This is a genomic window from Oceanobacillus sp. FSL W7-1309, assembly GCF_038002145.1.
Classification (GTDB): Bacteria; Bacillota; Bacilli; order Bacillales; family Amphibacillaceae; genus Oceanobacillus; species Oceanobacillus profundus.
Genome location: NZ_JBBOBX010000001.1, coordinates 1,561,786 through 1,580,601 on the forward strand (window position 1 = coordinate 1,561,786; position 18,816 = coordinate 1,580,601).

The 18,816-nt window shown below is 44.9% G+C and carries 10 protein-coding genes, 9 tRNA genes and 6 rRNA genes; all 25 read left to right on the forward strand.

The features are described from left to right. Nucleotides 1-31: 31 nt before the first annotated feature. The 25 genes from folP (at nucleotide 32) to NST46_RS07295 (ending at nucleotide 18,816) form a co-directional block, all read left to right on the forward strand. Nucleotides 32-862, forward strand: coding sequence for a dihydropteroate synthase (gene folP / locus NST46_RS07175; protein ID WP_341136993.1), 831 nt, complete (start codon nucleotides 32-34; stop codon nucleotides 860-862). Beyond that, the gene (folB, locus tag NST46_RS07180; protein ID WP_251659682.1) at nucleotides 855-1,220 is read left to right on the forward strand and encodes a dihydroneopterin aldolase; all 366 of its coding nucleotides are present in this window, start codon (nucleotides 855-857) and stop codon (nucleotides 1,218-1,220) included. Before folP ends, folB begins: the two co-directional genes overlap by 8 nt. Continuing rightward, the gene (gene folK / locus NST46_RS07185; protein ID WP_303450105.1) at nucleotides 1,217-1,729 is read left to right on the forward strand and encodes a 2-amino-4-hydroxy-6-hydroxymethyldihydropteridine diphosphokinase; all 513 of its coding nucleotides are present in this window, start codon (nucleotides 1,217-1,219) and stop codon (nucleotides 1,727-1,729) included. The genes folB and folK overlap by 4 nt, the downstream gene beginning before the upstream one ends. Further along, the gene (locus NST46_RS07190; RefSeq protein WP_095314387.1) at nucleotides 1,699-1,920 is read left to right on the forward strand and encodes a helix-turn-helix domain-containing protein; all 222 of its coding nucleotides are present in this window, start codon (nucleotides 1,699-1,701) and stop codon (nucleotides 1,918-1,920) included. Before folK ends, NST46_RS07190 begins: the two co-directional genes overlap by 31 nt. A gap of 335 nt (nucleotides 1,921-2,255) precedes the next feature. Continuing rightward, nucleotides 2,256-3,737, forward strand: coding sequence for a lysine--tRNA ligase (gene lysS, locus NST46_RS07195; protein WP_095314385.1), 1,482 nt, complete (start codon nucleotides 2,256-2,258; stop codon nucleotides 3,735-3,737). A 224-nt stretch (nucleotides 3,738-3,961) separates the two neighbouring features. Continuing rightward, nucleotides 3,962-4,195 (forward strand): hypothetical protein, encoded by a 234-nt coding sequence (locus NST46_RS07200; protein ID WP_341136994.1) that lies wholly within the window; start codon nucleotides 3,962-3,964, stop codon nucleotides 4,193-4,195. Nucleotides 4,196-4,239: 44 nt separating this feature from the next. Beyond that, nucleotides 4,240-5,801: ribosomal RNA gene (locus NST46_RS07205) — 16S ribosomal RNA — on the forward strand. A 180-nt stretch (nucleotides 5,802-5,981) separates the two neighbouring features. Next, a 23S ribosomal RNA gene (locus NST46_RS07210) occupies nucleotides 5,982-8,900 on the forward strand. Between the two features lie 118 nt (nucleotides 8,901-9,018). Then, a 5S ribosomal RNA gene (gene rrf, locus NST46_RS07215) occupies nucleotides 9,019-9,134 on the forward strand. Between the two features lie 11 nt (nucleotides 9,135-9,145). Next, a tRNA-Val gene (locus tag NST46_RS07220) sits at nucleotides 9,146-9,221 on the forward strand. 3 nt (nucleotides 9,222-9,224) lie between these two features. Beyond that, nucleotides 9,225-9,300, forward strand: a tRNA-Thr gene (locus NST46_RS07225). A 49-nt stretch (nucleotides 9,301-9,349) separates the two neighbouring features. Next, nucleotides 9,350-9,425: transfer RNA gene (locus tag NST46_RS07230), tRNA-Lys, on the forward strand. Nucleotides 9,426-9,428: 3 nt separating this feature from the next. Next, nucleotides 9,429-9,513: transfer RNA gene (locus NST46_RS07235), tRNA-Leu, on the forward strand. Between the two features lie 22 nt (nucleotides 9,514-9,535). Further along, nucleotides 9,536-9,610: transfer RNA gene (locus NST46_RS07240), tRNA-Gly, on the forward strand. A gap of 7 nt (nucleotides 9,611-9,617) precedes the next feature. Then, a tRNA-Leu gene (locus NST46_RS07245) sits at nucleotides 9,618-9,706 on the forward strand. Between the two features lie 3 nt (nucleotides 9,707-9,709). Then, nucleotides 9,710-9,786 (forward strand) — tRNA-Arg (locus NST46_RS07250). A 3-nt stretch (nucleotides 9,787-9,789) separates the two neighbouring features. Further along, nucleotides 9,790-9,866, forward strand: a tRNA-Pro gene (locus tag NST46_RS07255). Between the two features lie 12 nt (nucleotides 9,867-9,878). Further along, nucleotides 9,879-9,954: transfer RNA gene (locus NST46_RS07260), tRNA-Ala, on the forward strand. 229 nt (nucleotides 9,955-10,183) lie between these two features. After that, a 16S ribosomal RNA gene (locus NST46_RS07265) occupies nucleotides 10,184-11,745 on the forward strand. 180 nt (nucleotides 11,746-11,925) lie between these two features. Continuing rightward, a 23S ribosomal RNA gene (locus tag NST46_RS07270) occupies nucleotides 11,926-14,844 on the forward strand. 118 nt (nucleotides 14,845-14,962) lie between these two features. Beyond that, a 5S ribosomal RNA gene (rrf, locus tag NST46_RS07275) occupies nucleotides 14,963-15,078 on the forward strand. Together the 16S, 23S and 5S rRNA genes with 9 tRNA genes alongside form the textbook arrangement of a ribosomal RNA operon. Nucleotides 15,079-15,790: 712 nt before the next feature. After that, nucleotides 15,791-16,492 carry an MgtC/SapB family protein gene (locus NST46_RS07280; RefSeq protein ID WP_240033832.1) on the forward strand — a complete coding sequence of 234 codons (702 nt, stop codon included), beginning with the start codon at nucleotides 15,791-15,793 and terminating at the stop codon, nucleotides 16,490-16,492. A gap of 190 nt (nucleotides 16,493-16,682) precedes the next feature. Further along, nucleotides 16,683-17,150, forward strand: coding sequence for a CtsR family transcriptional regulator (locus tag NST46_RS07285; RefSeq protein ID WP_095313606.1), 468 nt, complete (start codon nucleotides 16,683-16,685; stop codon nucleotides 17,148-17,150). Between the two features lie 56 nt (nucleotides 17,151-17,206). Next, on the forward strand, nucleotides 17,207-17,755 hold the full coding sequence (locus NST46_RS07290; RefSeq protein WP_251661003.1) for a UvrB/UvrC motif-containing protein: 549 nt from the start codon (nucleotides 17,207-17,209) through the stop codon (nucleotides 17,753-17,755). Next, nucleotides 17,752-18,816 (forward strand): protein arginine kinase, encoded by a 1,065-nt coding sequence (locus tag NST46_RS07295; protein WP_095313602.1) that lies wholly within the window; start codon nucleotides 17,752-17,754, stop codon nucleotides 18,814-18,816. Before NST46_RS07290 ends, NST46_RS07295 begins: the two co-directional genes overlap by 4 nt.

Here is an 18,816-nt window from a genome sequence, read left to right on the forward strand (position 1 = left end):
AAAGAAATTATGAAGGCGGTCAAAGATAAAAATGATTTTACAAACTTCAAACCGGACATTTGATTTATCAGAACGTACACATATTATGGGGATTTTAAATGTCACACCAGATTCATTTTCTGATGGCGGCAAGTATACAACGATCGAGAAGGCTGTTGAGCAAGCCGTGCTGATGGAGCAACATGGGGCAGATATGATAGATGTCGGTGGTGAATCCACCCGTCCAGGTCATATACCTGTAACTGCTGAGGAAGAAATTAAACGTGTGGTACCAGTTATCAAGGCACTGAAGAAAAATGCCGCAGCTGCAATTTCCGTTGATACCTTTAAAGCGGAAGTAGCAAGAAAGGCTGTTGAAGCAGGAGCAGATATTATCAATGATATTTGGGGAGCGAAACATGATCCGGAGATTGCAAAAGTTGCAGCTGAATATGGCGTTCCAATTATATTAATGCATAACCGTAAGAATGAGAATTATCAATCGATTATGGATGATATGAAAAAAGATCTTGAAGAAAGTATTCAAATAGCACTAGATGCAGGAGTTACAAAAGAGAAAATCATTTTAGACCCAGGAATCGGCTTTGCGAAATCAACCAAGGATAACTTTGTTGTGATGAATAATCTTGAGCAGCTAACAAAAATGGGATACCCTCTGTTATTAGCAACATCACGGAAACGATTCATTGGCAGTGTTCTCGATATACCTGCCGAAGAACGTGATAACGGAACAGTTGCGACGACATGTCTTGGAATTACGAAAGGAGCACAAATGGTTCGTGTCCATAATGTAAGACGGAATCGAGAGGCTGCGCAAATGATGGATGCGATGCTTGCTGAGGGAGGCCACTTTGTTGGATAAAATTATACTCAATCAAATGCAATTTTATGGTTATCATGGGCTTTTCCCAGAAGAAAACAAGCTAGGGCAGCGATTTAATGTTGATCTGGAGCTCTATCTAGACTTAAAAAAGCCAGGCGAATCCGATAACATGTATGATTCAATTCATTATGGTCATGTCTATGAACTTGTTCAGGAATTGGTTGAAGGTGATGTGAAAAATTTGATTGAAGCTGTTGCTGAAGGAATTGCAGAAAGACTATTAGCAATGTTTGGTCTTTTACAGGCTTGTAAAGTGACCGTAACCAAGCCGGATCCGCCGATTCCAGGGCACTATGCCTCTGTGGCAGTAGAAATCTATCGGGAGCGATCCATATGAATCAAGCATATTTGGCATTAGGTACCAATATTGAACCGAGAGAAGCATATCTTAAAGAGGCTTTGGAATTACTAGAAACTATGGGAGAAGTTACACTTATCCGACGATCATCTATTTACGAAACCGCCCCTGTCGGATATTTGGATCAAGCGGATTTTCTAAATATGGTCATTGAAATAAAGACTGCTTTATCTTCTCTGGAGCTTCTAGAATACTGTCAGTCTGTGGAACAGCACCTTGGACGCAAACGTGGTATACGTTTTGGACCACGAACAATAGACCTTGACATTTTGACATTTAATCAAGAAAATAGTACAGTAGAACGATTAATAATCCCGCACCCTAGAATGCACGAGCGCGCGTTTGTACTCATTCCTTTACAGGAAATTGCACCAAAGCTAATCTTGCCTGATTGGAATAAGCCTATTGAGGAAATGATTCTTGATCTTCCTGAAACAGACATAAAGGATGTAAGGAAATGGACGCAAAAAGGGTCGGTAAAAGAATAAAAGCTTTCCGTAAGCTAAAAGGATATACACAAATCGATTTTGCAAAGGAACTGGATGTTTCGATTGCACAAATAGGTAACATAGAACGAGGTACAAAACTTGCAACAGATGACTTTTTAGAGATGATTGCCAAGAAGTTGTCTGTATCAAAGGATGAGATTACAATGGAATCACTTAATAGTGAGAAATAAGCTAGGACATAAGATGTTTCAAATAGGAGACATTCCTGTTCTCAACCAAGTTGTGACTTCATGTTACTCAGACCTAGAAAATAATGGCACTGTGCGATAAAAGCATTATTAGGGCAGAGATTCGCACGGAATAGAAGTTAAGTCTTTACATTTGTAGATCAGCTTTAGGCAGTGAATAAAGTGTCAAATCTGTTTGAATTGTTGTAGGAAGTCTGTCGGTCTGCTGCCGGCAGTTTTTTCTGCATGAACACCCTATTGCAAAGTTTAGAGACTGTACGTGAAAGAAGTTGGATTTTTAGATATACTAACTAATATAAATGAGTGGAGTGATCACAATGTCTGAAGAAATGAATGAACAAATGCGTGTACGACGCGACAAATTAAATGATTACCGAGAACAAGGTCTGGATCCATTTGGAGAGAAGTTTCCAAGAACCCATTTAGCAACAGAACTTATCGAGAAATATGACCGCTATTCCAAAGAGGAGTTAGAGGAAATTACGGATACAGTGACGATTGCTGGCCGTCTTATGACGAAGCGGGGAAAAGGAAAAGCTGGTTTTGCACATATGCAGGATTTAAGTGGACAAATACAGTTGTACGTACGTAAGGATGCAATTGGTGAGGAAGCCTATGAGGTTTTCAAAACAACAGACTTAGGAGATATTGTTGGCGTAACTGGTGTAATGTTCAAAACAAACGTAGGAGAACTATCTGTCAAAGCTACAGAATTCCATTTACTAACGAAATCATTACGACCATTGCCGGAAAAATACCATGGCTTAAAAGATATCGAGCAACGCTATCGTCAGCGTTATTTAGATCTTATTACAAACATGGATAGCAGAGAAACATTTGTACAACGAAGCAAAATTATCCAATCGATGCGTGAATACTTGAATGGTCAAGGTTTCCTTGAAGTAGAAACTCCAATGATGCATAGTATTCCGGGTGGAGCGGCAGCACGTCCGTTTATTACACACCATAATGCCTTAGATATTGAGTTATACATGCGTATTGCGATCGAGCTGCATTTAAAACGGCTTATTGTTGGTGGTTTAGAAAAAGTGTATGAAATTGGACGCGTATTCCGTAATGAAGGAGTTTCTACAAGACATAACCCTGAATTTACTATGATTGAGCTTTATGAAGCCTATGCGGATTATAATGATATTATGGAACTAACTGAGAACGTGATAGCGCATATTGCAAAAGATGTTCTTGGCTCAACGAAAGTGATTTATGGAAACCATGAAGTTGACTTAGAGCCGAAATGGACAAGGTTGCATATGGTAGACGCAGTTAAAGAGGCAACCGGTGTAGACTTCTGGAAGCATATAACAGATGAAGAGGCACGGACGTTAGCCAAAGAGCATGGTGTTGAAATAAGAGACACGATGACATTTGGTCATGTTGTAAATGAATTCTTTGAACAAAAAGTAGAAGAAACATTAATACAACCAACGTTTATTTATGGACACCCAGTAGAGATTTCTCCGTTAGCAAAGAAGAATACAGAAGATGCGCGTTTTACCGACCGTTTTGAATTATTTATTGTTGGCAGAGAACATGCAAATGCATTTAGTGAATTAAATGACCCAATTGATCAGCGAGAACGTTTTGAAGCACAAGTAAAAGAAAGAGCTGAAGGAAATGACGAAGCACATCTAATGGATGAAGACTTTTTAGAAGCTCTAGAATATGGTATGCCGCCAACAGGTGGACTGGGAATTGGAATAGATCGTCTTGTTATGCTGTTGACAAATTCTCCATCTATACGAGATGTACTGTTGTTCCCGCAAATGCGTCATAAATAAGTGATACGAAAAAACCTTCTTGTTTCAATTTGAACTGGAAGGTTTTTTGTTTGCCGACATAATTATCTAAAGACGGTTTTATCACTTATTGATTAGGGTATTATAAATATAATAGATATCCTCGAAAACGGTGTTGTTATCTAAGTAAATAAGTTAAATGGAGAAGCGTGAATTGAATAAATAATAGAACTTTAAATTCAATGCTATAATTTTGCGTTTTGCTATTGATTTCATTTTCAAATCGTGGTAAATTAATTAACGTTGCGCTGGAGAAACAGTCCAGGCAAGAGGTCGAAGCTAACCTCAAAAAAATAATTAAAAAAAGTGTTGACATCAAAAACTCAACATGTTATATTAGTAAAGTCGCTGCTAAACAAGGCGGCCAACAAATTTGCTCTTTGAAAACTGAACAAAACAACCAGTATGTCAAGAAAAAGAAAACTCGTTTTTCTTTTTAAAACAAGTAGAAGTCAGCTTCTACAAAAGCTAAGTATTACAAACTTTTATGGAGAGTTTGATCTTGGCTCAGGACGAACGCTGGCGGCGTGCCTAATACATGCAAGTCGAGCGCAGGAAATAAACAGAACCCTTCGGGGTAATGTTTATGGAATGAGCGGCGGACGGGTGAGTAACACGTGGGCAACCTGCCTGTAAGATCGGGATAACTCGCGGAAACGTGAGCTAATACCGGATAACACTTTTCATCTCATGGTGAGAAGATAAAAGACGGTTTCGGCTGTCACTTACAGATGGGCCCGCGGCGCATTAGCTAGTTGGTGAGGTAACGGCTCACCAAGGCGACGATGCGTAGCCGACCTGAGAGGGTGATCGGCCACACTGGGACTGAGACACGGCCCAGACTCCTACGGGAGGCAGCAGTAGGGAATCTTCCGCAATGGACGAAAGTCTGACGGAGCAACGCCGCGTGAGTGATGAAGGTTTTCGGATCGTAAAACTCTGTTGTTAGGGAAGAACAAGTTGGGTAGTAACTGACCCAACCTTGACGGTACCTAACCAGAAAGCCACGGCTAACTACGTGCCAGCAGCCGCGGTAATACGTAGGTGGCAAGCGTTGTCCGGAATTATTGGGCGTAAAGCGCTCGCAGGCGGTCTTTTAAGTCTGATGTGAAAGCCCACGGCTTAACCGTGGAGGGTCATTGGAAACTGGAGGACTTGAGTACAGAAGAGGAGAGTGGAATTCCACGTGTAGCGGTGAAATGCGTAGAGATGTGGAGGAACACCAGTGGCGAAGGCGACTCTCTGGTCTGTAACTGACGCTGAGGAGCGAAAGCGTGGGTAGCGAACAGGATTAGATACCCTGGTAGTCCACGCCGTAAACGATGAGTGCTAGGTGTTAGGGGGTTTCCGCCCCTTAGTGCTGAAGTTAACGCATTAAGCACTCCGCCTGGGGAGTACGGCCGCAAGGCTGAAACTCAAAAGAATTGACGGGGGCCCGCACAAGCGGTGGAGCATGTGGTTTAATTCGAAGCAACGCGAAGAACCTTACCAGGTCTTGACATCCTCTGATACCTCTAGAGATAGAGTTTTCCCTTCGGGGACAGAGTGACAGGTGGTGCATGGTTGTCGTCAGCTCGTGTCGTGAGATGTTGGGTTAAGTCCCGCAACGAGCGCAACCCTTGATCTTAGTTGCCAGCATTCAGTTGGGCACTCTAAGGTGACTGCCGGTGACAAACCGGAGGAAGGTGGGGATGACGTCAAATCATCATGCCCCTTATGACCTGGGCTACACACGTGCTACAATGGATGGAACAAAGGGAAGCGAACCCGCGAGGTCAAGCCAATCCCATAAAACCATTCTCAGTTCGGATTGTAGGCTGCAACTCGCCTACATGAAGCCGGAATCGCTAGTAATCGCGGATCAGCATGCCGCGGTGAATACGTTCCCGGGCCTTGTACACACCGCCCGTCACACCACGAGAGTTGGTAACACCCGAAGTCGGTGAGGTAACCTTTTGGAGCCAGCCGCCGAAGGTGGGACTAATGATTGGGGTGAAGTCGTAACAAGGTAGCCGTATCGGAAGGTGCGGCTGGATCACCTCCTTTCTAAGGATTATTACGGAACCCTACCTTCGGGTAGGAAGGACATACTGTGTTGTTTGGTTCAGTTTTGAGAGAGTAAATCTCTCTATTTGTACCTTGAAAACTAAATAAGAGTAACAACGACATCAATATTTTTAAATAAAAGCAAGGCTAATAAATTAGTACGCTTATTTACTGTAACTTAGTTAAGTGAATAAGGGCGCACGGTGGATGCCTTGGCACTAGAAGCCGATGAAGGACGGGACTAACACCGATATGCCTCGGGGAGTTGTAAGTAAACTTTGATCCGGGGATTTCCGAATGGGGGAACCCACTGTTCGTAATGGAACAGTACATGCATCTGAATACATAGGGTGCATGAGGTAGACCCGGGGAACTGAAACATCTCAGTACCCGGAGGAAGAGAAAGAAAAATCGATTTCCTGAGTAGCGGCGAGCGAAACGGAAAGAGCCCAAACCAGAAAGCTTGCTTTCTGGGGTTGTAGGACACTCCACTCGGAGTTACCAAGGAATTCTTTAAATGAATCGACCTGGAAAGGTCAGCCACAGAAGGTAACAGCCCTGTAGTTGAAAAAGAATTCCCTCCGGAGTGTATCCTGAGTACGGCGGAACACGTGGAATTCCGTCGGAATCCGGGAGGACCATCTCCCAAGGCTAAATACTCTCTAGTGACCGATAGTGAACCAGTACCGTGAGGGAAAGGTGAAAAGCACCCCGGAAGGGGAGTGAAATAGAACCTGAAACCGTGTGCCTACAAGTAGTCGAAGCCCGTTAATGGGTAACGGCGTACCTTTTGTAGAATGGACCGGCGAGTTACGATCGTATGCAAGGTTAAGTGGAAGACACGGAGCCGCAGCGAAAGCGAGTCTGAATAGGGCGAATGAGTATGCGGTCGTAGACCCGAAACCGTGTGATCTACCCATGTCCAGGGTGAAGGTCAGGTAACACTGACTGGAGGCCCGAACCCACGTATGTTGAAAAATGCGGGGATGAGGTGTGGGTAGGGGTGAAATGCCAATCGAACACGGAGATAGCTGGTTCTCTCCGAAATAGCTTTAGGGCTAGCCTCAAGAAATAGAGTACTGGAGGTAGAGCACTGATTGGACTAGGGGCCCTCACCGGGTTACCGAATTCAGTCAAACTCCGAATGCCAGTTACTTTTACTTGGGAGTCAGACTATGGGTGATAAGGTTCATAGTCGAAAGGGAAACAGCCCAGACCGCCAGCTAAGGTCCCAAAGTATACGTTAAGTGGAAAAGGATGTGGAGTTGCCCAGACAACCAGGATGTTGGCTTAGAAGCAGCCATCATTTAAAGAGTGCGTAATAGCTCACTGGTCGAGTGACTCTGCGCCGAAAATGTACCGGGGCTAAACGTATCACCGAAGCTGCGGATTGTTCTTACGAACAATGGTAGGAGAGCGTTCTAAGTGCTGTGAAGTCAGACCGTGAGGACTGGTGGAGCGCTTAGAAGTGAGAATGCCGGTATGAGTAGCGAAAAAAGAGTGAGAATCTCTTTCACCGAATGCCTAAGGTTTCCTGAGGAAGGCTCGTCCTCTCAGGGTTAGTCGGGACCTAAGCCGAGGCCGAAAGGCGTAGGCGATGGACAACAGGTAGATATTCCTGTACCACCTCATGATTGTTTGAGCGATGGGGGGACGCAGTAGGATAAGGAATGCGCACTGATGGATATGTGCGCCCAAGCAGTGAGAAAGTCAGATAGGCAAATCCGTCTGGCAATTTCAAGCTGTGATGGGGAGGGAAATTTAGTACCGAAGTTCCGGATTTCACACTGCCAAGAAAAGCCTCTAGTTAGATCATAGGTGCCCGTACCGCAAACCGACACAGGTAGGCGAGGAGAGAATCCTAAGGTGAGCGGGAGAACTCTCGTTAAGGAACTCGGCAAAATGACCCCGTAACTTCGGGAGAAGGGGTGCTTCATTTACATGGAGCCGCAGTGAATAGGCCCAAGCGACTGTTTAGCAAAAACACAGGTCTCTGCGAAGCCGAAAGGCGAAGTATAGGGGCTGACACCTGCCCGGTGCTGGAAGGTTAAGGGGAAATGTTAGCCGCAAGGCGAAGCTTTGAACCGAAGCCCCAGTAAACGGCGGCCGTAACTATAACGGTCCTAAGGTAGCGAAATTCCTTGTCGGGTAAGTTCCGACCCGCACGAAAGGTGCAACGACTTGGGCACTGTCTCAACGAGAGACCCGGTGAAATTATACTATGCGTGAAGATGCGCATTACCCGCGACAGGACGGAAAGACCCCGTGGAGCTTTACTGTAGCCTGATATTGAATGTCTGTGCAGCTTGTACAGGATAGGTGGGAGCCTTGGAAACCGGAGCGCTAGCTTCGGTGGAGGCATCCGTGGGATACCACCCTGGCTGTATGGACATTCTAACCCAGGACCGTGATCCGGTTCGGAGACAGTGTCAGGCGGGCAGTTTGACTGGGGCGGTCGCCTCCCAAAAGGTAACGGAGGCGCCCAAAGGTTCCCTCAGAATGGTTGGAAATCATTCGTAGAGTGTAAAGGCACAAGGGAGCTTGACTGCGAGACCTACAAGTCGAGCAGGGACGAAAGTCGGGCTTAGTGATCCGGTGGTTCCGCATGGAAGGGCCATCGCTCAACGGATAAAAGCTACCCCGGGGATAACAGGCTTATCTCCCCCAAGAGTTCACATCGACGGGGAGGTTTGGCACCTCGATGTCGGCTCATCGCATCCTGGGGCTGTAGTCGGTCCCAAGGGTTGGGCTGTTCGCCCATTAAAGCGGTACGCGAGCTGGGTTCAGAACGTCGTGAGACAGTTCGGTCCCTATCCGTCGTGGGCGTTGGAAGTTTGAGAGGAGCTGTCCTTAGTACGAGAGGACCGGGATGGACACACCGCTGGTGTACCAGTTGTTCCGCCAGGAGCATCGCTGGGTAGCTACGTGTGGAAAGGATAAGTGCTGAAAGCATCTAAGCATGAAGCCCCCCTCAAGATGAGACTTCCCATCACTTCGAGTGAGTAAGATCCCTCAGAGACGATGAGGTTGATAGGTTCGGTGTGGAAGCGTGGTGACACGTGGAGCTTACGGATACTAATCGATCGAGGACTTAACTAAATTCTTTATTTGATGTTTTGTTTACTCTTATTTAGTTTTTAAGGTATAAATTCAAAAAAACCTTGCATTTTTATTCGGAAATGCATATAATAAAACTTGTCCTTGTTTTTGAGGATTGTCTGGTAGCAATAGCGAAGAGGCCACACCTGTTCCCATGCCGAACACAGAAGTTAAGCTCTTCAGCGCCGATGGTAGTTGGGGCTTTGCCCCTGCAAGAGTAGGACGCCGCCAGGCAGATATAAATCGGAGGATTAGCTCAGCTGGGAGAGCACCTGCCTTACAAGCAGGGGGTCGCAGGTTCGAGCCCTGCATCCTCCACCATTTGCCGGCCTAGCTCAATTGGTAGAGCAACTGACTTGTAATCAGTAGGTTGGGGGTTCAAGTCCTCTGGCCGGCACCACTTTTCACAAGTGAATAATAATTATCAATAGTATGTAATATATATTTTTGAGCCATTAGCTCAGTCGGTAGAGCATTTGACTTTTAATCAAAGGGTCGAAGGTTCGAATCCTTCATGGCTCACCATTTGCGGGTGTGGCGGAATTGGCAGACGCGCTAGACTTAGGATCTAGTGTCTTCGGACGTGGGGGTTCAAGTCCCTTCACCCGCACCATTTAATTTAAACATTGCCAAGCGCGGAAGTAGTTCAGTGGTAGAACACCACCTTGCCAAGGTGGGGGTCGCGGGTTCGAATCCCGTCTTCCGCTCCAAACCCTTGCCGGGGTGGCGGAACTGGCAGACGCACAGGACTTAAAATCCTGCGGTAGGTGACTACCGTACCGGTTCGATTCCGGTCCTCGGCACCATATGCGCCCGTAGCTCAATTGGATAGAGCGTTTGACTACGGATCAAGAGGTTAGGGGTTCGACTCCTCTCGGGCGCGCCATAACGGGAAGTAGCTCAGCTTGGTAGAGCACTTGGTTTGGGACCAAGGGGTCGCAGGTTCGAATCCTGTCTTCCCGACCATTTTATTTATACGGGGCCTTAGCTCAGCTGGGAGAGCGCCTGCCTTGCACGCAGGAGGTCAGCGGTTCGATCCCGCTAGGCTCCACCAATTTAAAAGTTTGATTCTTACTACAAAATAGTCTTTTAAAAACTTTTAAAAGATTGTTGACAATATAGTGATGTATATGATATATTAGTAAAGTCGCTTTTAAAAAAAGACAACAAATTTGCTCTTTGAAAACTGAACAAAACAACCAGTATGTCAAGAAAAAGAAAACTCGTTTTTCTTTTTAAAACAAGTAGAAGTCAGCTTCTACAAAAGCTAAGTATTACAAACTTTTATGGAGAGTTTGATCTTGGCTCAGGACGAACGCTGGCGGCGTGCCTAATACATGCAAGTCGAGCGCAGGAAATAAACAGAACCCTTCGGGGTAATGTTTATGGAATGAGCGGCGGACGGGTGAGTAACACGTGGGCAACCTGCCTGTAAGATCGGGATAACTCGCGGAAACGTGAGCTAATACCGGATAACACTTTTCATCTCATGGTGAGAAGATAAAAGACGGTTTCGGCTGTCACTTACAGATGGGCCCGCGGCGCATTAGCTAGTTGGTGAGGTAACGGCTCACCAAGGCGACGATGCGTAGCCGACCTGAGAGGGTGATCGGCCACACTGGGACTGAGACACGGCCCAGACTCCTACGGGAGGCAGCAGTAGGGAATCTTCCGCAATGGACGAAAGTCTGACGGAGCAACGCCGCGTGAGTGATGAAGGTTTTCGGATCGTAAAACTCTGTTGTTAGGGAAGAACAAGTTGGGTAGTAACTGACCCAACCTTGACGGTACCTAACCAGAAAGCCACGGCTAACTACGTGCCAGCAGCCGCGGTAATACGTAGGTGGCAAGCGTTGTCCGGAATTATTGGGCGTAAAGCGCTCGCAGGCGGTCTTTTAAGTCTGATGTGAAAGCCCACGGCTTAACCGTGGAGGGTCATTGGAAACTGGAGGACTTGAGTACAGAAGAGGAGAGTGGAATTCCACGTGTAGCGGTGAAATGCGTAGAGATGTGGAGGAACACCAGTGGCGAAGGCGACTCTCTGGTCTGTAACTGACGCTGAGGAGCGAAAGCGTGGGTAGCGAACAGGATTAGATACCCTGGTAGTCCACGCCGTAAACGATGAGTGCTAGGTGTTAGGGGGTTTCCGCCCCTTAGTGCTGAAGTTAACGCATTAAGCACTCCGCCTGGGGAGTACGGCCGCAAGGCTGAAACTCAAAAGAATTGACGGGGGCCCGCACAAGCGGTGGAGCATGTGGTTTAATTCGAAGCAACGCGAAGAACCTTACCAGGTCTTGACATCCTCTGATACCTCTAGAGATAGAGTTTTCCCTTCGGGGACAGAGTGACAGGTGGTGCATGGTTGTCGTCAGCTCGTGTCGTGAGATGTTGGGTTAAGTCCCGCAACGAGCGCAACCCTTGATCTTAGTTGCCAGCATTCAGTTGGGCACTCTAAGGTGACTGCCGGTGACAAACCGGAGGAAGGTGGGGATGACGTCAAATCATCATGCCCCTTATGACCTGGGCTACACACGTGCTACAATGGATGGAACAAAGGGAAGCGAACCCGCGAGGTCAAGCCAATCCCATAAAACCATTCTCAGTTCGGATTGTAGGCTGCAACTCGCCTACATGAAGCCGGAATCGCTAGTAATCGCGGATCAGCATGCCGCGGTGAATACGTTCCCGGGCCTTGTACACACCGCCCGTCACACCACGAGAGTTGGTAACACCCGAAGTCGGTGAGGTAACCTTTTGGAGCCAGCCGCCGAAGGTGGGACTAATGATTGGGGTGAAGTCGTAACAAGGTAGCCGTATCGGAAGGTGCGGCTGGATCACCTCCTTTCTAAGGATTATTACGGAACCCTACCTTCGGGTAGGAAGGACATACTGTGTTGTTTGGTTCAGTTTTGAGAGAGTAAATCTCTCTATTTGTACCTTGAAAACTAAATAAGAGTAACAACGACATCAATATTTTTAAATAAAAGCAAGGCTAATAAATTAGTACGCTTATTTACTGTAACTTAGTTAAGTGAATAAGGGCGCACGGTGGATGCCTTGGCACTAGAAGCCGATGAAGGACGGGACTAACACCGATATGCCTCGGGGAGTTGTAAGTAAACTTTGATCCGGGGATTTCCGAATGGGGGAACCCACTGTTCGTAATGGAACAGTACATGCATCTGAATACATAGGGTGCATGAGGTAGACCCGGGGAACTGAAACATCTCAGTACCCGGAGGAAGAGAAAGAAAAATCGATTTCCTGAGTAGCGGCGAGCGAAACGGAAAGAGCCCAAACCAGAAAGCTTGCTTTCTGGGGTTGTAGGACACTCCACTCGGAGTTACCAAGGAATTCTTTAAATGAATCGACCTGGAAAGGTCAGCCACAGAAGGTAACAGCCCTGTAGTTGAAAAAGAATTCCCTCCGGAGTGTATCCTGAGTACGGCGGAACACGTGGAATTCCGTCGGAATCCGGGAGGACCATCTCCCAAGGCTAAATACTCTCTAGTGACCGATAGTGAACCAGTACCGTGAGGGAAAGGTGAAAAGCACCCCGGAAGGGGAGTGAAATAGAACCTGAAACCGTGTGCCTACAAGTAGTCGAAGCCCGTTAATGGGTAACGGCGTACCTTTTGTAGAATGGACCGGCGAGTTACGATCGTATGCAAGGTTAAGTGGAAGACACGGAGCCGCAGCGAAAGCGAGTCTGAATAGGGCGAATGAGTATGCGGTCGTAGACCCGAAACCGTGTGATCTACCCATGTCCAGGGTGAAGGTCAGGTAACACTGACTGGAGGCCCGAACCCACGTATGTTGAAAAATGCGGGGATGAGGTGTGGGTAGGGGTGAAATGCCAATCGAACACGGAGATAGCTGGTTCTCTCCGAAATAGCTTTAGGGCTAGCCTCAAGAAATAGAGTACTGGAGGTAGAGCACTGATTGGACTAGGGGCCCTCACCGGGTTACCGAATTCAGTCAAACTCCGAATGCCAGTTACTTTTACTTGGGAGTCAGACTATGGGTGATAAGGTTCATAGTCGAAAGGGAAACAGCCCAGACCGCCAGCTAAGGTCCCAAAGTATACGTTAAGTGGAAAAGGATGTGGAGTTGCCCAGACAACCAGGATGTTGGCTTAGAAGCAGCCATCATTTAAAGAGTGCGTAATAGCTCACTGGTCGAGTGACTCTGCGCCGAAAATGTACCGGGGCTAAACGTATCACCGAAGCTGCGGATTGTTCTTACGAACAATGGTAGGAGAGCGTTCTAAGTGCTGTGAAGTCAGACCGTGAGGACTGGTGGAGCGCTTAGAAGTGAGAATGCCGGTATGAGTAGCGAAAAAAGAGTGAGAATCTCTTTCACCGAATGCCTAAGGTTTCCTGAGGAAGGCTCGTCCTCTCAGGGTTAGTCGGGACCTAAGCCGAGGCCGAAAGGCGTAGGCGATGGACAACAGGTAGATATTCCTGTACCACCTCATGATTGTTTGAGCGATGGGGGGACGCAGTAGGATAAGGAATGCGCACTGATGGATATGTGCGCCCAAGCAGTGAGAAAGTCAGATAGGCAAATCCGTCTGGCAATTTCAAGCTGTGATGGGGAGGGAAATTTAGTACCGAAGTTCCGGATTTCACACTGCCAAGAAAAGCCTCTAGTTAGATCATAGGTGCCCGTACCGCAAACCGACACAGGTAGGCGAGGAGAGAATCCTAAGGTGAGCGGGAGAACTCTCGTTAAGGAACTCGGCAAAATGACCCCGTAACTTCGGGAGAAGGGGTGCTTCATTTACATGGAGCCGCAGTGAATAGGCCCAAGCGACTGTTTAGCAAAAACACAGGTCTCTGCGAAGCCGAAAGGCGAAGTATAGGGGCTGACACCTGCCCGGTGCTGGAAGGTTAAGGGGAAATGTTAGCCGCAAGGCGAAGCTTTGAACCGAAGCCCCAGTAAACGGCGGCCGTAACTATAACGGTCCTAAGGTAGCGAAATTCCTTGTCGGGTAAGTTCCGACCCGCACGAAAGGTGCAACGACTTGGGCACTGTCTCAACGAGAGACCCGGTGAAATTATACTATGCGTGAAGATGCGCATTACCCGCGACAGGACGGAAAGACCCCGTGGAGCTTTACTGTAGCCTGATATTGAATGTCTGTGCAGCTTGTACAGGATAGGTGGGAGCCTTGGAAACCGGAGCGCTAGCTTCGGTGGAGGCATCCGTGGGATACCACCCTGGCTGTATGGACATTCTAACCCAGGACCGTGATCCGGTTCGGAGACAGTGTCAGGCGGGCAGTTTGACTGGGGCGGTCGCCTCCCAAAAGGTAACGGAGGCGCCCAAAGGTTCCCTCAGAATGGTTGGAAATCATTCGTAGAGTGTAAAGGCACAAGGGAGCTTGACTGCGAGACCTACAAGTCGAGCAGGGACGAAAGTCGGGCTTAGTGATCCGGTGGTTCCGCATGGAAGGGCCATCGCTCAACGGATAAAAGCTACCCCGGGGATAACAGGCTTATCTCCCCCAAGAGTTCACATCGACGGGGAGGTTTGGCACCTCGATGTCGGCTCATCGCATCCTGGGGCTGTAGTCGGTCCCAAGGGTTGGGCTGTTCGCCCATTAAAGCGGTACGCGAGCTGGGTTCAGAACGTCGTGAGACAGTTCGGTCCCTATCCGTCGTGGGCGTTGGAAGTTTGAGAGGAGCTGTCCTTAGTACGAGAGGACCGGGATGGACACACCGCTGGTGTACCAGTTGTTCCGCCAGGAGCATCGCTGGGTAGCTACGTGTGGAAAGGATAAGTGCTGAAAGCATCTAAGCATGAAGCCCCCCTCAAGATGAGACTTCCCATCACTTCGAGTGAGTAAGATCCCTCAGAGACGATGAGGTTGATAGGTTCGGTGTGGAAGCGTGGTGACACGTGGAGCTTACGGATACTAATCGATCGAGGACTTAACTAAATTCTTTATTTGATGTTTTGTTTACTCTTATTTAGTTTTTAAGGTATAAATTCAAAAAAACCTTGCATTTTTATTCGGAAATGCATATAATAAAACTTGTCCTTGTTTTTGAGGATTGTCTGGTAGCAATAGCGAAGAGGCCACACCTGTTCCCATGCCGAACACAGAAGTTAAGCTCTTCAGCGCCGATGGTAGTTGGGGCTTTGCCCCTGCAAGAGTAGGACGTCGCCAGGCAGATGAAAAAGAGTTAAAATACAGATAATGTATTTTAACTCTTTTTGTATATCTTAAATTATGGCTTGCTAGCTTTTTCAATAATAAGGTAAGGATGTATATAGATAACGATGATATTGAAATGAATAAGTGCAATATCATCGTTTATTTTTATCTTCTATAGATATCAATAGAAGCAACTCACAAAGTAGGAACTTGATGGATACTATAAGGCGGTTTCTTGAATCCGGAATAATGGATTTAGAAACCTATAAAATAATTCGATTTTATTGTAAGAGATCATTGTAGTTACGGTGAATATATTGAAGACCTGGTGGCTAGAGATAATACTGGAGTTCTGCGTGTAGAAATATATAGGATGCTGTAGAAATACCATTTAAAATCTCTTATTTAGTTTTTTTCGACATAAAACAACTTATTTTATCTTTGCTAAGTTAAAATCCGGTAAAGTTTGAGCTTTTCAAGGAGCGTGTCAAATCTTATACAAGTTTGGAAAAAGCAAGTCGTTTTACTGTTTTAATTTTATCCAGAAAATCTCTTTCATCATTATGAATTGTTTTCATATAGTTAATAAAAGGTTTAACAATCTTTTTAACAAGGAATAAACTCGAGAAGGGTATTTCCATAAAAAATTCTTATATAAGATTAGAAAGTCGTGATGAAACGATTTATATATAGAAACAGATAGTAATTCTTAAAGGGGGGATAAACTTTGCAATCATGGGCAGATCAGCTATTAGGGGAAGACTTTTTATTAATTATTACAAGATTGCTTGTTGCATTAGTATTATCTGGTTTAATTGGTTTTGAACGGGAGATTAATAATCACTCTGCTGGGTTCCGCACGCATATTCTTGTTGGTGTAGGTGCTTGTTTAATGATGATTTTGTCCCTATTTGGGTTTAGTACATTTAATGAAGTAAATGATAATATTCGATTTGATCCTGCGCGTATCCCCTCTTATGTTATTAGTGGAATTGGATTCCTTGGAGCAGGAACGATTATTGTTTATGGTGGAACAGTCCGTGGGCTGACAACAGCAGCTTCTATCTGGGCTGTAGCTGGAATTGGCCTTGTTGTAGGATCAGGTATGTATAGTGTTGCTATTTTCACAACGCTTATTATATTAATCAGTCTGATTTTCCTCAATCATATTGAAAGAATATTTCCTAGGTCAAGGACTACCACGTTTATTGAATTGGTTGTTGATGAAACGATTCAAATCAATCAAGTAGTAGAGGTAATCGAAAAACAGCAATTTTCTATAACAAATATCGAGATTATAAGGCAAGAAAGCAGCTTAAGGAAATTCTATATAAAAATGGGTCGGAAAGATAAACAGAGTCTGATTACCATTTTTGAAGAGATCTCCCGATTTCAGGGAGTAAAAAACATCTCCGAATTAACGAAATAATGCCATTTCAAAAACCTTCCACAGATAATTTGTGGAAGGTTTTTGGTTTCGTTTTTGTTAATTTTGTCTAAGATATATACATAAGTTGTTTGCATCTCCTTCATTTTGGCGTATAATGAAACTATAGTCAAAGATAGTCAAAGTCAAAAGACAACGTGCTGGATAATTCATACAGAAAGGTGTAGGGCAGATGAGCAATATTTCGGATGTAATTGAACAGTATCTGAAAAAGGTTCTACAGGCGAAGGGGCAGAATGCAATTGAAATTAAGCGAAGTGAAATTGCAGATCAATTTCAGTGTGTTCCCTCGCAAATAAATTATGTAATTAATACGCGTTTTACTGTAGAAAAAGGGTATATAGTAGAAAGTAAGCGGGGTGGTGGAGGTTATATTCGTATCATGCGAATTAAGCATCAGGATAAGTCGGAACTTATTGATGAAATTATCCAGATGATTGATGGCTCTATTTCCCAGCGATCGTCTATTGATGTTTTAGAACGTTTATTAGAAGAAGCCATCATTACAAAGCGCGAGGCAAAGATTATGCTTAGTGCAATGGATCGTACGACATTAGCTTTTAAACTTCCATTACGAGATGAATTACGTGCTCGTATACTATCAAAAATGCTTTTAACCTTAAAGTATGCAGGTGAGTAAAGCAGTATTTTACAGATGATTTTGTAAAGAGGTTGTATGTAAAGGGGGAATAGATATTGGAATGTCAGGAATGTCATGAACGGCCAGCTACACTTCATGTAAAACAGGTAATTAATGGACAAGAAACTAAAGTAAGTATGTGTGAGACATGTGCTAAGAAAAAGGGGTATATCACTTATCCAGAGGAAGGCTATTCCCTTCATGATTTACTAACTGGTTTATTTAATTTTGACACGATAAAGATGACGAGCATGAGTGATAATCAATTAAACCAGGTAAAAGAATTGCAATGCTCGAAATGTGGAATGACATTTTCAAAGTTTAAGCAAGTTGGTAAGTTTGGCTGTGCCCATTGCTATGAGTCTTTTGCTTCCAAGCTAGAGCCAATTTTTCGTAGAGTACATTCCGGCAATACGAAGCATTTTGGCAAAATACCAAAACGTGCTGGAAGTGGCTTACAATTAAAAAAACAACTGAAAAGCTATCGAGAAGAGTTGCAACAATTAATTGAAGCAGAAGCTTTTGAAGAAGCTGCAAAAGTTCGGGATAAAATAAAAGCATTGGAAAAAGGGGATAAAGAGCCGGAAGCAGGTGATGAATCTTGAGCTTAGAGCATTTTATCAAAGAAGCACTTAGCCCCTGGATGCACGAACAAGGGCCTGATAATGATATTGTGATGAGTAGTAGAATTCGCTTAGCACGGAACTTTGCAAATGTTACGTATCCAATCCTTGCTGAACAGGAGAAATTGGATGATATTCGTAGTTTTTTTAAGAAGGAATATGAACATCAAACCTTCCAAAACTATAAGAATTTAGAATTTGTCTCAATTAAAGATTTGACACCTGTAGAAAAAAGCGTGCTTGTTGAAAAGCATTTAATTAGTCCTCATTTAGTAAAGCACGATGAGCATGCTGCTGTTATGATTTCACAAAATGAGCAAGTTTCAGTCATGATAAATGAAGAGGATCATATTCGTATTCAGCTTTATTTTCCTGGTTTACAGTTAAAAAAGGCATTGGAAGAAGCTTTTGATTTCGATGATTGGATTGAAGAGAAGGTAAATTATGCATACGATGAAACAAAAGGTTATTTAACTAGCTGTCCAACAAATGTAGGAACAGGAATGCGAGCGTCTGTTATGATGCATCTTCCCGCCTTATCGATGACAAAGCAAATTAATCGAATGATCCCAGCGATTAGTCAGCTTGGCCTTGTTGTTAGAGGGATTTATGGAGAGGGCAGTGAAGCGCTTGGTAACATTTTCCAAATATCCAACCAAATTACGCTTGGAAAGTCTGAGGAAGATATTGTAGAGGACTTAGAGAGTGTTGTGAATCAGTTAATCGATCATGAACGAGTCGCACGAAATTATATTATGAAGCGATCAGGTATAGAACTCGAGGATCGTATCTTTCGTTCCTACGGTGTACTGCAGTATAGCCGGAAAATTGAATCAAAAGAAGCTGCAAAATGTATTTCTAACGTGCGATTGGGCATAGACTTAGGTATTATAGAAAATACATCAGGAAATATACTAAATGAATTGATGGTTCTTACACAACCGGGTTTTCTTCAACAATATGCGAATAGAACTTTAAATGCAGGTGAACGTGATGTATTGCGTGCATCGCTCATACGCGAACGATTAAAATTGGAAAACTAG

Bases quoted from the DNA above. Each gene is read 5' to 3' on its own strand.
- NST46_RS07190 (WP_095314387.1), top strand. From the start codon at position 1,699: ATGGACGCAAAAAGGGTCGGTAAAAGAATAAAAGCTTTCCGTAAGCTA.
- lysS (WP_095314385.1), top strand. From the start codon at position 2,256: ATGTCTGAAGAAATGAATGAACAAATGCGTGTACGACGCGACAAATTA.
- NST46_RS07285 (WP_095313606.1), top strand. From the start codon at position 16,683: ATGAGCAATATTTCGGATGTAATTGAACAGTATCTGAAAAAGGTTCTA.
- folP (WP_341136993.1), top strand. From the start codon at position 32: ATGATTTTACAAACTTCAAACCGGACATTTGATTTATCAGAACGTACA.
- folK (WP_303450105.1), top strand. From the start codon at position 1,217: ATGAATCAAGCATATTTGGCATTAGGTACCAATATTGAACCGAGAGAA.